Here is an 11,940-nt window from a genome sequence, read left to right as displayed (position 1 = left end):
AAGGTAGCCGGTCCGGCCGCTCGCCGTGGGGTGGTAGCCCGTCTGGGCGCATGCCTATCGGTGCCTACCTGCACCGATACTCTGCGTGTCTGTGGATAACCCGCGTGTCGTCCACAGGGGCTGTCGCGCCGGCACCCGGCCGCCGCACGCTCCCGGCATGACTCCCACCCAGCCCCCGCGACTCGCCGTCCGCTCACCTGCCGACCTGATCGCCGCCGTGCCGTACCTGCTCGGCTTCCATCCCGCCGACAGCACCGTGGTGGTGGCCCTGCGGGGCCGGCAGGTGATCTTCGCCGCCCGAGGCGACCTGCCCGAGCCGGGTTCCGACCCGCGTCCGGCCGCCCGACATCTCGCAGAGGTCATCGCCCGGCAGGGTGCCGAGGCCGCCACGGTGATCGGTTACGGTCCGGCCAGCCAGGTGACCGGGGCGGTCGACGCGGTGGGCGAGGCGCTGGACGACGCCGGGCTCGTCGTCCTCGACGCGCTGCGGGTGACCGGCGGGCGCTGGTGGTCCTACCTGTGCACCGAGCCGGAGTGCTGCCCGCCCGACGGCACCCCGTACGACCCGGCGGCCAGCGAGGTCAGCGCGGCCGCCGTCTTCGCCGGTCAGGTCGCCCTGCCCGACCGGGCCGCACTGACCGCGCAGGTGTCCGCGCTCGACGGTCCGGTCCGGGTGGCTATGCGCCGGGCCACCGACCGGGCGCGTCGACGGCTGGGTGAGCTGACTGAGGAGGCGGCCGAGACCGGGCTGGTCGGCGGCGCTCCGTACGTTCGGCGGGCGTGGCGGCGGTGCGTGACGCGTTCCGCCGGCAGCGGCGCGGCGAGCGGTTGGGCGACGACCAGGTGGCCTGGCTGACCGTGCTCCTCACCCAGCTCCCGGTACGCGACCATGCCTGGGAACGGACCGACGGCCGGGACGCCGACATCAGCCTCTGGACGGACGTGCTGCGCCGGGCGGAGCCGGAGCTGATCGCCGCCCCCGGTAGCCTGCTCGCCTTCGCGGCCTGGCGGGCGGGGCACGGTGCCCTGGCGGCGGTGGCGCTGGAGCGGGTGCTCGCCGACCGCCCCGACTACTCGCTCGCCCTCCTCCTGGACGACATGCTCCGCCGCGGGCTGCCTCCGTCCGAGCTGGACGGCTGGCCGGCGGTCGGCTTCCCCGGAGTGCTACGCCGCCGGGCCCGCCGCCGCGTCCCCCGCCGGCGGATCTGACGCGCCCGCCGGCCTTGGCGTGGCGGGCCGGATCAGCGGGCCGGCTCGGCGAGGCGGTGGGCACCGGTGTAGACGTTCATGGTCCGGCCGCGGAGGAAGCCGACCAAGGTCATCCCGGCCTCCTCGGCCAACTCGACGGCGAGGGTGCTGGGTGCGGAGACCGCCGCCAGCAGAGGCACCCCGGCCATCCACGCCTTCTGGGTCAGCTCGAAGCTGGCCCGGCCGGAGACCAGCAGCACGTGCCCGGCCAGCGGCAGTCGGCGTTCCCGGACCGCCCAGCCGACCACCTTGTCCACCGCGTTGTGCCGGCCGACGTCCTCGCGCAGCACCACCAGGTCGCCGCCAGCGGTGAAAAGGCCGGCCGCGTGCAGCCCGCCGGTCCGGTCGAAGGCGCGCTGCGCCGCGCGCAGCCGGTCCGGCAGGGCGACCAGCGCCTCGGCGGGCACGCGGAGCGGATCGTCCCGCACCGCGAAGCGCGACCGGGTGCGGACCGAGTCGATGCTCGCCTTGCCGCACACCCCGCACGAGCTGGTCGTGTAGAAGTTGCGGGCCGGGTCGGTGGCGGGCTCGGGCACCCCGGGCGCCAGCACCACATCGACAACGTTGTACGTGTTCGGCGTCTCCGCCCCGGCGCAGAGCTGGGCGGTGTGCACGTCGTCGGCGGACCTGATCAGGCCCTCGGTGAGCAGGAAGCCGATCGCCAGATCCAGGTCGTCGCCGGGGGTGCGCATGGTCACGGCGAGCGGCTTCCGCCGGCCGGGGCCGGCCGGGCCGACCCGGATCTCCAGGGGCTCCTCCACCGCCAGGGTGTCCGGTCGTCGTACCCGCGCGCGCCCGTCGGCCGCCGCGTCGAGATCGATCCGGAGCACCCCGCGCCGATCAGTCGCCCGTCCCATCCCGCCATCCTGCCTCGCGGGGTCCGCCACCCGCACGGCGACGCCGCCCATGTCCGCCCGGCCCGTCAACCGGCAGCAGGCTGGTGGAGGCCGCCCCCAGGCTCGTCGGCCGGCCCACAGGAAGATCTCGGGTTGCGGCGAGTTGGTCTGTCGGCGGGCTGGGAAGGGCCGGCTACCGCACCGAGGTGTGGATCTTGCGGCCGAGGGGAGAGCGGAGCGGCTCCGCGCGGTTTACCGTGGGCCGGTGACGGCGTACGCGGCGGTGGTGCTGTCGGGCGGCTCGGCCCGCCGGATGGGCGGGGTGGACAAGCCGGCGCGCCCGGTCGGGGGGCGGCCCATGCTGCACCGGGTGCTGGCCGCGGTCGCCGACGCCGCGCCACGGATCGTGGTCGGCCCGGCCGGCCCGCTGCCCGAGGGCGTACGGGTGACCCGCGAGCAGCCGCCCGGCGGTGGCCCGGTGGCCGCCACCGTTGCCGGGTTGGCTCTGCTCGACCCCGGTACGGCCACGGTCGCCCTGCTCGCCGCGGACCTTCCGCTGCTCACCCCGCGGGCGGTGGCGGACCTGCGGCGCGCGCTCGACGGGTCGACCGCCGACGGGGCCTGCTACGTCGACGGTGACGGCCGCCGGCAGCAGCTCTGCGGGGTGTGGCGGGTGGACGCGCTGCGGGCCGCGGTCGGCCGCCTCGCCGCCGAGCGGGGTGGCACGGTCGACGGGGCCCCGGTACGCGGGCTGCTGGCCGGCATGGTGGTCCGGGAGGTGTCCTGGTCCGGCTCCGGGCCGCCGCCCTGGTTCGACTGCGACACTGACGAGGACGTACGCCGGGCCGAGGAGTGGGCGACATGACGGTGATGGACGACTGGGTCACGGCGGCCTGCGCCGAGCTGGGGCTCGACCCGGGGGAGGTGTCGGTGCCGGTCGTGCTGGACCTGGCCAAGGACGTGGCCCACCAGGTGCTGCGTCCGGGTGCGCCGGTCAGCGCGTACCTGTTGGGGGTGGCCGTGGGGCGCGGCGGCGACCTCGCCGAGATGGCCACCCGGCTCAGTGAGCTGGCCAAGTCCTGGCCGCTCGACCTGGACGGCACCACTCCGGCCGAGTAGCCCTCCGGCCGAGCACCCCTCGGGGCGTGCGGCCCGCGCCCGGCCCGGGAGGCGGGCACCAGCGGGGCGACTGGGGCGCTTGTCCGATCACGGTCCGCCGTGATTCGACCCCCACTGTCCCTGGGTAGGGTGGCCGTGACGGACGGAGGCGATCATGACGGCTGACCACCCCTCGGCGCCGACCGGTGAGCCCGCCGGCGGTGCGCCGGAGCAGCCCACCGGCGGTGCGCCGGAGCAGTACGAGTCGATCCTGCTGGACGAGCCGACCACGGCCGACCTCCGGGCCAAGGTGACCGAGGCCTGGCGGGAGTTCGCTCGCGCGCTGGCCGACCGGCTGCGCGCCCTGCCGGCCGGTACGCACCTGGAGTTGACCCTGGACCCCACCGCCTCCGGTACGGGGGACGCCGTCTACTCGATCAGCGTGGACGTCGGCGAGGAGGGCCGGCTGTCGGCGCGGGCGGTGGGCAACGCCATGCTGCCGCAGGGCTACCGCCTGGACCGCGCGGCCGTGGCCGACATGATCGCGCTCGGCTGGTCCCCGCCCGGGGTGGTGGAGGGCTCCGGCGAGCAGTTCGGCCTGGACTGCGCCGTCGACGAGGCCGCCCGGCTGGCGGCCGTGCTCTCCCGCACCCTCCGCGACGTCTACGGGGCGCCGCACCCGGCCTTCCTGGTCTATCTGGTGCACGACGCCGAGGGGGAGCCGCTGCCGGCGGAGCCGCTGGGCACCGCGCGCAGCGAGTTCGGCCCGGCCCGCGACGTGGAGGCGGACCTCGACGAGGCGCTGGCCGCGGCCGCGACCGCGCAGGCCGCCGGGAACGACGTGCTCGCGCTGGAGGAGCGCGTCCGCACCGTCGTCTCCACCATGCTCAAGTCGCAGGCCGACCAGTTGCAGATCGACTCGGACGGCGACATCAACATCCGCGCCGGCTCGGCCATGGTCTTCGTCCGGGTACGCGACAACCCGCCCCTGGTCGACGTCTTCTCCCCGGTGCTCACCGAGGTCGAACCGACCGAGCGCCTCTACGTGAAGCTCTCCGAACTGACCAACCGGATGCCGATCGGCCGCCTCTACTGCGCCGACGACACGGTGTGGGCCTCGATCCCGGTCTTCGGCCGCAACTTCCAGCCCACCCACCTGATGCTCGCGGTCCAGGTGATGACCGGCCTGGCCGATGAGCTGGACGACCGGCTGCACGGCGAGTTCGGCGGCCGGCGCTTCTTCGGCGAGGCCGACAAGCCCTCCCGCGCGCAGCCGGAACACCGCACTGGCATGTACCTCTGATCACCCCGCCCTCCCGCCAGGGTGGGGCCGTAGCTTTACCGGAAATGGTGGCCATCCCGCACCACACGGCCACCATTTCCGGGAATCTGGGCGGATCTTAGGGTGACCCCCGGCGACCCTCCCCGCGCGGGGCACGCCCCGGCGACCCTCCTCCGCGCGGGGGTGGCTCCGGCGACCCTTCCCCGCGCCGGGCGCGCGGCGAAGGGGTTACAGGTCGAGGAGGGTCTTGCCGGTGGTGGTGCGGGCTTCGATGGCGGCGTGTGCGTCGGCGGCCTGTTCCAGCGGGAAGCGCTGCCCGATCAGCGGGCGCAGCCGCCCGGCTGCCGCCTCGGCGAGCACCTGTTCGGTGAACGCGCGCAGCTCGGCCGGCGCGGCGGACGGCCGGAGCAGGCTCACCCCGCGGGCGGCCGCGAGGTCGGCGGGCAGGTCCGCCCAGGCGCCGCTGGCCAGCCCGAAGCTGAGCATCCGCCCGCCCGGGCCGAGCAGGTCGAACGCCTCCCGGGCGAGCTGGCCACCCACCCCGTCGAAGACCACGTCGACCCCGCCGGTGGCCGCGCGTACCCGGTCGGTCCAGTCCGGCTGGCGGTAGTCCACCACCGCGTCGAGGCCGCGTTCGCGGAGCAGGGCCACCTTCCGGGCGCCCCCGGCGGCGGCGACGACCCGCGCCCCGGCGGCCGCGGCGAGCTGGGTCAGCAGGATGCCGACGCCGCCCGCCGCCGCCTCGACCAGCACCCGCTCGCCGTCGCGTAGCCCTGCCGCGTGCACCAGCATGGCGGCCGTCCGACCGTCGGCGAGCAGGGCCACCGCCTGGTCCAGCGGCAGCCCGTCCGGCACCGCGAACGGCGCGTCCCGGTCGACCACCACGCGCTCGGCGTACCCGCCGGAGCCGCCGGTGCTGCTCACCACCCGCCGCCCCACCAGCGCCGGGTCCACGCCGGGGCCCACCTCGGTGATCACTCCGCCGACCCCGTTGCCCGGAATCAGCGGGGGCGACCCGGTGAACGGCCCGAACCCGGTCGACCGGAACATGGTCTCCACGAAGGTGATGTTGGCGTGCGCGACCTCGATCAGCACCTGGTCCGGCCCGGGCGTCGGGTCCGGTGCCGGCCCCGGCACCAGCACCTCCGGGCCGCCGAACTTCCGTAGCCACACCGCGCGCACGCCGTCTCCTCCGGTCGGGGACCCGCGCCCCGTCGGCGTCCAGTGGACAACCTCAAGCGGGGATGAGGTCAAGAACGGCGGGTGGGGTCCGGACCGACGGATGCCCGGATCCCACCCACCGGGGGAGGGAGGAGAGGGTCCAGGGGGTACACCGCTTGGACGAGGCCGCACCCGCACGGGTTCCCGGCCGGCGTCAGGCGGCGGACGGGCCGACGCCGGGCGACTCGACCAGCCGGGAGAGCACGATGGTGCTGCGGGACGAGGTCACGAAGGACTCGGCCCGCAGCCGCTCCAGCGCCTCCTCGAGGTGGGCGATGTCGGCGGCCCGCAGGTGCACCAGGGCGTCCGCCTCCCCGGAGACGGTGTAGGCGCCGACCACCTCGGGGTGCCGGCGTGCGGCGGCTCCGATCTGTGCCGGAGTGGTCCGCCCGGCGCAGAAGAGCTCGACGAACGCCTCGGTGGTCCAGCCGACGGCGGCCGGGTCGACGACGGCCGTGAAGCCGCGGATGACGCCCGCAGATCGGAGCCGATCGACCCGACGCTTGACCGCGGGGGCGGAGAGTGACACCCGGGTACCGATGTCCGCGTACGAGGCGCGGGCATCTGCCACGAGCAACGCAATGATTCGCTGGTCGACCGCGTCTATCTGCAACGTTCCGCCTCTGGGAAGCAATGGTTGTGGCTGTTACCAAAGTTGTACCGTACCTACTCTTGGTGACCGTGAACCAGCAGCGAGTCCCGCGAAAGCGGACATATCTCATGTGCTCGCCCGAGCACTTCGCGGTCGAGTACGCGATCAACCCGTGGATGGATGTGACCGCCCCGGTCGACGCGGAGCTGGCGGTCAAGCAGTGGGACCGCCTGCGGGAGACGCTCGTCGCCCTCGGCCACGAGGTGCACCTGCTCAGCCCCGAGCGTGGGCTGCCGGACATGGTCTTCGCGGCCAACGGCGCCTTCGTGGTGGACGGCACGGTCTACGGCGCCCAGTTCAAGCACGAGCAGCGGACCGCCGAGGCCGCCGCGCACCGGGCGTTCTACGAGGCGAACGGCTGGCGGTTCATCGCGCCGAGCGAGACCAACGAGGGTGAGGGCGACTTCGCGTACCTGCCGGACGCGCACGGCGGGCTGATCCTCGCCGGCCACGGCTTCCGTACCGAGCTGGCGGCGCACGCCGAGGCGCAGGAGGCGCTCGGCCGGCCGGTGGTCTCGCTGCGCCTGATCGACCCGCGCTTCTACCACCTCGACGTGGCGCTCGCGTCGATCGACGACGAGAACATCGTCTACTACCCGGGCGCCTTCTCCGCGGCCAGCCAGCAGGTGCTCGCCCAGCTCTTCCCGGACGCGGTGCTCGCCGACGACGCCGACGCCCTGGCCTTCGGCCTGAACCTGGTCAGCGACGGGCTGAACGTGGTGCTGAACAGCGAGGCGACCCGGCTGGCCGGCAAGCTCAAGGCCGCCGGCTACCACCCGGTCCCGGTCGAGCTGGCTGAGCTGAAGAAGGGCGGCGGCAGCGTGAAGTGCTGCATCGCCGAGCTGCGCCACTGACGCGCGCCCGACGCTGGGCACGAAAACGGGCGGCCTCCCCGCGGGGAGACCGCCCGTTCGGCGTACGGGTCAGCCGAGGGTCGCCAGCTCGTTGATCACCATGTTCGACAGGAGCCGGCCGTCGAGCTGGACCTTGCGCAGGTACCACTTCTGCTGGGGGGTACGCGACTGGTTGAACTGCCAGGACCCGCGCGGGCTGTCGATCTGGCCGATCTTGCCGAGCGCCAGGTTGACCTGCTGCGGGGTCGGGTCACCACCGACCAGCCGGACCGCCTTGTCCAGCACCTGCGCGGCATCGTACGAGGCCATCGCGTAGGTGGTCGGCGAGCTGTTGTGCGTCTTCCGGTACGCCGAGGCGAACACCCGGTTGGCGGTGTTGTTGAGGTCGGCCGAGTAGTTCAGTGCGGTCTCGATGCCGCCCCTGTTCTTCAGAATCCGCGCCCGCAGCTCGCCGTTCTCCCCGTCGTCCAGCTGGCTGAGCACCGTGCCCTCGGTGAGGAAGCCCGGGGCGTAGATCGGGCCCTGGTAGTCCTCGACGTAGAGCTCCTTGATGAACTGCACCGCCTGCGTACCGGCGTAGTGGCAGAAGATCGCGTCGGGCCGCTTGCCCAGCGCCTTGTGGATCGTCCCGGCGAAGATCCCCTTGCCCAGGTCGGCCCGGTCCGGCGTGTAGATCGGCGGATCGGTGAGCCGGCGGCCCTGTTCGTAGCCGCGCCGGAAGCCGTCGATGACGTCCCTCGTGCTCTGGTTGTCCGGGCCGAAGACCGCGATCCGGCTGGACTTGTCCAGCTGTTCCCGCAGGTACCGGCCGAGCGCCTCGCCGGGCTCGTCGAGCACGTACGAGGTACGCCAGATGTAGACCACGCTCTGCAGGCTGGCCGGGGACGCGTTGGAGCCGATCAGCGGGACCCGGGCCTGCTCGACGGCGTCCCGGATGCCGGACATGACCGCGGAGCTGACCACGCCGGTGAGCGCGACCACACCCTCCTTGAGCAGGCGGTCGACGGCGGCCTGGCCGCTCTTGGCGTTCTCACCCTCCTCCGCCTGCACCACGGTGACCGGGTGTCCGCCGAGCTGCTGGTCGTTGAGGCTGAGGTAGAGCTGGAAGCCGTTGGCGATCTCGTCACCGATGGCCTTGTTCGGGCCGCTTCCCGGCACGATGAGCCCGATCTTGATGGGGCTGCCCGGACTGCTCGTACCTTCGGTGTCGGAGCCGCAGCCCGCCGCCAGCCCGGTGGTACCCAGCGCGGCCAGCAGTTGAAGGGCCCGCCTGCGGTTCATCTGCGACACCGATTTCCTTCCCGAAGGGCTGCCGGGGGCGCACTTCCCCCCGGGCGTTCTACCTGCTTGGCGACTCTGCGTCAATGGCCGGAAGATCATCGTGCAGGGACCGCAACCTGCCGATCACCTGCGGCCACGCCGCCGAGTCCGGGTCGATGAGCCCGTAGTGCTCGCAGTCGGCCAGCTCAACCAGAGTGGCGTCGGTGCCGGCGGCCCGCGCCGCGGTCACCCAGGAGCGGCTCATCCCGACCGGGACCTGGCGGTCCAGCGTGCCGTGCATCACTACGGTCCGTGCGCGGATCGGCACCAATGCTGACGGATCGGCGCTCGCGTACCGGTCGGGTACGTCGGCCGGGCCGCCGCCGAGCAGCGCGGCCACCGCGCCGCCGTCCAGGTCCAGCCGGTACGCCTCGGCGAGGTCCGCCACCGGCGCCAGCGCGAGCACGCCGGCGACCGTCTCCGGGGCGTGCGCCGCCACGTACAGCGCGAGGTGCCCGCCCGCCGAGTGGCCGACCAGGATCGGTGGGGCGGGCGCCACCAGCCCGGGCAGCGCGGTGGCGGCCAGCGCGGGCAGCGCGGCCACCCCGGCCCGCACGTCGGTGAGGGTGTGCGGCCAGCCGCCGTCCGGCTGGCCGGTGCGCCGGTACTCGACCTGGGCGACCGGGTGGCCGAGCGCGGCTAGCGCGGCCGCCATCGGGCCGGTGTGGGTGCGGTCGTACTCGGCCCGCCAGAAGCCGCCGTGCACCACGACGACCAGCCGCCGGGCCGGGCCGTCGCCGACCGGCCGGCGCAGGTCGGCGAGCTGATCCGGGTGGTCGCCGTAGGCGATCGTGACGTCCGGCGGCGGGGCCGGCCGGGTCAGCACGGCGCGGGGATCTGCGGGCATGACGGCGACGGTAGCGCGTTCCCGGCCGGGTGGCTCCGGCCCGGTAGCCGAGCCCGGCGCGCGCCGACGGGCGCGGCTGGGTAAAGATGGGTTCCATGACCGAAGCGCGTTCCGCCGGAGACAACGACGAACAGGGCAACGACGGCATCCCCGGCACCGTGGTGGTGGTCGGGCCGGACGGTAGGCCGGTCGGCACCGTGCAGACCGACGAGGGGCAGGGCGAGGACCCGACCCGCCTGGTCGAGCAGCCGGCCAAGGTGATGCGGATCGGCAGCATGATCAAGCAGCTGCTGGAGGAGGTCAAGGCGGCCCCCCTCGACGACGCCAGCCGGCACCGGATGCGTGAGATCCACGAGCGGTCGATCGTCGAGCTGAAGGAGGGCCTCGCCCCCGAGCTGCGCGAGGAACTCGAGCGGATCTCCCTGCCCTTCACCGAGGACAAGGCGCCCAGCGAGAGCGAGCTGCGGATCGCCCACGCCCAGCTGGTCGGCTGGCTGGAAGGGCTGTTCCACGGCATCCAGGCGGCCCTGGTCGCCCAGCAGATGGCCGCCCGGGTGCAGCTGGAGCAGATGCGCTCCGGCCGGGCCGCGCTGCCCAGCGGCCCCGGCGGGGTGGCGCCCGGGATGCCGGGCATGCCGCCGACCAACGAGGGACACGCTCCCGGCCAGTACCTCTGACAGCCGGGGCGCGTCGCTCCCCGCGCCGCTACGACGGCTTCAGTTCGCCGCGTCTGACGCCGCGATCTGAAGCCGTCGCGCTCAGCCCACTCCGAAAACCTGCTCCAGATACGCGGCCACGCCGTCCGCCGAGTTCGGGCCGGTCACCTCGTCGGCGATCTCCAGCACGGCGGGGTGCGCGTTGGCGACCGCCACGGCCCGGCCGGCCCAGGTCAGCATCGGTACGTCGTTCGGCATGTCCCCGAAGGCCAGCACGTCCCGCTCGTCGATGCCGAGCCGGCTGGCGTACCAGGCCAGGCCCGCCGCCTTGGTCACCCCGGCGGCGGAGATCTCGACCAGCCCGCTGTACGAGGAGTGGGTCGCCTCGGCCAGCCCCTCCAGGGCCGCGGCCACCACCCGTACGAACACGTCCGGGTCCTGCTCTCCGGCTCGGGCGAGCAGCTTCACCGCCGGGGCGGCCAGCAGCTCCTCCGGCGACTCGACCGCCCGGATCGCCTCGACGTCGGCGTCCCAGCGCAACGGATAGTGCGCCTCGTGCCGCATCTGCCGGCTGTTCACGATCTCCACCGCGAGGCTCACCTCGGGCACCGCGGCACGCAGCCGACGGGCCACCTCGGCGAGCAGCTCGGGGGCGAGCGGGTCGGCCCGGAGCACCTCGTCGGCGACCGGGTCGTAGACCACCGCGCCGTTCGCGCAGATCGCCGGCAGCGGTTCGGCGAGCTGGTCGTACACGAGTTGGAGCCAGCGGATCGGACGACCGGTGACCAGCACGACCGGCGTGCCCGCCGCGGCGATCCGGGCCAGCACGGCCGCGGTGCGCGCGCTGAGCGTCCGGTCGTCGCGGAGCAGTGTGCCGTCGATGTCCGACGCGACCAGCCGAGGTAGCTCTCCCATCACCGGGAGAGTAGCCGGTCCAGGTAGACCGCGACGCCGTCGTCGTTGTTGCGCAGGGTGATCTCGTCGGCCGCCGCGCGGACCTCCGGGTGGGCGTTGGCGACCGCCACCCGTCCCCAGCCGGCCCACGCGAACATCGGCAGGTCGTTCGGCTGGTCCCCGAAGACCAGCACCTCGGCCGGATCGACGCCGAGCCGCTCGGCGACCACGCTCAGCCCGGTCGACTTGTCCACCCCGGGCGGGCAGATCTCGATGAAGCCGAGGCCGGCCTGGGTGAGCGTGGCCAGCTCCGGCGGGACGATCCGGCGGGCCGCCGCCAGCAACTCGTCCACGTGGTGGTCGGCGGTCCGGGCGAACGCCTTGATCACGTCGCAGGAGAGGCACTCCTCGCGGCTGCGCGCCTCGAACCGGTCCGGGTAGGGCCAGCTCGGGTGGTAGTCGCCCCAGAGCGGCGCGTCGTGCTCGTCGGACGCCTCCACCATGACGGTCAGCGGTCCGACCGCGCCCTCCAGGTCGGCGAGGATCCGGGCGAGCATGGCGCCGGAGAGCCGCTCGTCCCGCAGCACCAGCGGCCCCTCCGGGTCGCTCTGGTCGACCACCCGGCCGCCGCCGGCCATCACCAGGAAGTCGGCGGCGCGGATGTCGTTGCGGGTCAGCTCGGTCAGCCGCGGTCCGCGGCCGGTGGCGCCGACCACTGGGATCCCCGCGGCCCGCACCCGGTCGAGCACCCCGTGGGTGTACGCCGAGACGGTGTCGTCGCTCCGGACGAGCGTGCCGTCGAGGTCGGTGGCGATCAGCTTGGGCAGTCCCGGGCGGGTCATCGTTCCTCCTTCGCCCGCCGCCGTCGCGCCGGCCGTCCTGGTCCTCGGTGCCGCGGCCGCTGGACGGCGGGCAGCAACCGTATCTCGCGGAACGGGGCCCAACCAGGGCTTTTCGGCGAATCGGGCACCAACCCGCGACGGACGTCAGGTGTCCGGGCCCGGGCGCGCCCGGCCCGCCGGTCCCGTCGAT

Annotated in this window: 12 protein-coding genes and 1 pseudogene; 6 read left to right on the top strand and 7 right to left on the bottom strand. The window is 74.1% G+C overall.

All coding sequences use genetic code 11. From position 1 onward, the window contains the following. Positions 1–157 precede the first annotated feature (157 nt). Positions 158–1,209, top strand: a pseudogene (locus tag ACY34I_RS02735) (DUF4192 domain-containing protein). A gap of 32 nt (positions 1,210–1,241) precedes the next feature. On the opposite strand, the gene fdhD reads toward ACY34I_RS02735, so the two are convergent. Continuing rightward, complete coding sequence (gene fdhD, locus ACY34I_RS02730) at positions 1,242–2,105, bottom strand: formate dehydrogenase accessory sulfurtransferase FdhD (RefSeq protein WP_462752125.1); 864 nt, start codon at positions 2,103–2,105, stop codon at positions 1,242–1,244. Between the two features lie 244 nt (positions 2,106–2,349). Between fdhD and mobA the strand changes: the two genes are divergently transcribed. The 3 genes from mobA to ACY34I_RS02715 all read left to right on the top strand — a co-directional run bounded on the left by mobA (position 2,350) and on the right by ACY34I_RS02715 (position 4,485). Continuing rightward, on the top strand, positions 2,350–2,949 hold the full coding sequence (gene mobA / locus ACY34I_RS02725; RefSeq protein ID WP_462752123.1) for a molybdenum cofactor guanylyltransferase: 600 nt from the start codon (positions 2,350–2,352) through the stop codon (positions 2,947–2,949). Continuing rightward, a complete protein-coding gene (locus ACY34I_RS02720) occupies positions 2,946–3,203 on the top strand; it encodes a DUF6457 domain-containing protein (protein ID WP_462752121.1) in 258 nt (85 codons plus the stop codon). Before mobA ends, ACY34I_RS02720 begins: the two co-directional genes overlap by 4 nt. 154 nt (positions 3,204–3,357) lie before the next feature. Then, positions 3,358–4,485 carry a T3SS (YopN, CesT) and YbjN peptide-binding chaperone 1 gene (locus tag ACY34I_RS02715; protein ID WP_462752119.1) on the top strand — a complete coding sequence of 376 codons (1,128 nt, stop codon included), beginning with the start codon at positions 3,358–3,360 and terminating at the stop codon, positions 4,483–4,485. 207 nt (positions 4,486–4,692) lie between these two features. Here ACY34I_RS02715 and ACY34I_RS02710 read toward each other — a convergent pair whose 3' ends face one another. Both ACY34I_RS02710 and ACY34I_RS02705 read right to left on the bottom strand, forming a co-directional pair. Further along, a complete protein-coding gene (locus tag ACY34I_RS02710; RefSeq protein ID WP_462752118.1) occupies positions 4,693–5,646 on the bottom strand; it encodes a zinc-binding dehydrogenase in 954 nt (317 codons plus the stop codon). A gap of 193 nt (positions 5,647–5,839) precedes the next feature. Next, on the bottom strand, positions 5,840–6,298 hold the full coding sequence (locus ACY34I_RS02705; protein ID WP_462752116.1) for an Lrp/AsnC family transcriptional regulator: 459 nt from the start codon (positions 6,296–6,298) through the stop codon (positions 5,840–5,842). 59 nt (positions 6,299–6,357) lie between these two features. Between ACY34I_RS02705 and ddaH the strand changes: the two genes are divergently transcribed. After that, positions 6,358–7,191: a dimethylargininase gene (gene ddaH, locus ACY34I_RS02700; protein ID WP_462752114.1), complete on the top strand. Its 834-nt coding sequence runs from the start codon at positions 6,358–6,360 to the stop codon at positions 7,189–7,191. 69 nt (positions 7,192–7,260) lie between these two features. On the opposite strand, the gene ACY34I_RS02695 is transcribed toward ddaH, so the two are convergent. Then, positions 7,261–8,481 (bottom strand): ABC transporter substrate-binding protein, encoded by a 1,221-nt coding sequence (locus ACY34I_RS02695; RefSeq protein WP_462752112.1) that lies wholly within the window; start codon positions 8,479–8,481, stop codon positions 7,261–7,263. A gap of 49 nt (positions 8,482–8,530) precedes the next feature. Beyond that, positions 8,531–9,358 carry an alpha/beta hydrolase family protein gene (locus tag ACY34I_RS02690; RefSeq protein WP_462752110.1) on the bottom strand — a complete coding sequence of 276 codons (828 nt, stop codon included), beginning with the start codon at positions 9,356–9,358 and terminating at the stop codon, positions 8,531–8,533. A gap of 86 nt (positions 9,359–9,444) precedes the next feature. Between ACY34I_RS02690 and ACY34I_RS02685 the strand changes: the two genes are divergently transcribed. After that, the gene (locus tag ACY34I_RS02685) at positions 9,445–10,035 is read left to right on the top strand and encodes a bacterial proteasome activator family protein (protein ID WP_462752108.1); all 591 of its coding nucleotides are present in this window, start codon (positions 9,445–9,447) and stop codon (positions 10,033–10,035) included. 81 nt (positions 10,036–10,116) lie between these two features. Here ACY34I_RS02685 and ACY34I_RS02680 read toward each other — a convergent pair whose 3' ends face one another. Together ACY34I_RS02680 and ACY34I_RS02675 are read right to left on the bottom strand one after the other, a co-directional pair. Further along, positions 10,117–10,929 (bottom strand): HAD family hydrolase, encoded by an 813-nt coding sequence (locus ACY34I_RS02680; RefSeq protein ID WP_462752106.1) that lies wholly within the window; start codon positions 10,927–10,929, stop codon positions 10,117–10,119. Then, a complete protein-coding gene (locus tag ACY34I_RS02675; RefSeq protein ID WP_462752104.1) occupies positions 10,929–11,750 on the bottom strand; it encodes an HAD family hydrolase in 822 nt (273 codons plus the stop codon). Before ACY34I_RS02675 ends, ACY34I_RS02680 begins: the two co-directional genes overlap by 1 nt. Positions 11,751–11,940: the final 190 nt, after the last annotated feature.

The organism is Micromonospora sp. RTBAU3-60 (genome assembly GCF_054963695.1).
This window is presented reverse-complemented; position numbering and strand designations above follow the sequence as displayed.

Coding starts and splice junctions, on each gene's coding strand:
- fdhD (WP_462752125.1), bottom strand. CDS start 2,105: ATGGGACGGGCGACTGATCGGCGCGGGGTGCTCCGGATCGATCTCGAC.
- ACY34I_RS02720 (WP_462752121.1), top strand. CDS start 2,946: ATGACGGTGATGGACGACTGGGTCACGGCGGCCTGCGCCGAGCTGGGG.
- ACY34I_RS02715 (WP_462752119.1), top strand. CDS start 3,358: ATGACGGCTGACCACCCCTCGGCGCCGACCGGTGAGCCCGCCGGCGGT.
- ACY34I_RS02690 (WP_462752110.1), bottom strand. CDS start 9,358: ATGCCCGCAGATCCCCGCGCCGTGCTGACCCGGCCGGCCCCGCCGCCG.
- ACY34I_RS02685 (WP_462752108.1), top strand. CDS start 9,445: ATGGGTTCCATGACCGAAGCGCGTTCCGCCGGAGACAACGACGAACAG.
- ACY34I_RS02680 (WP_462752106.1), bottom strand. CDS start 10,929: ATGGGAGAGCTACCTCGGCTGGTCGCGTCGGACATCGACGGCACACTG.
- ACY34I_RS02675 (WP_462752104.1), bottom strand. CDS start 11,750: ATGACCCGCCCGGGACTGCCCAAGCTGATCGCCACCGACCTCGACGGC.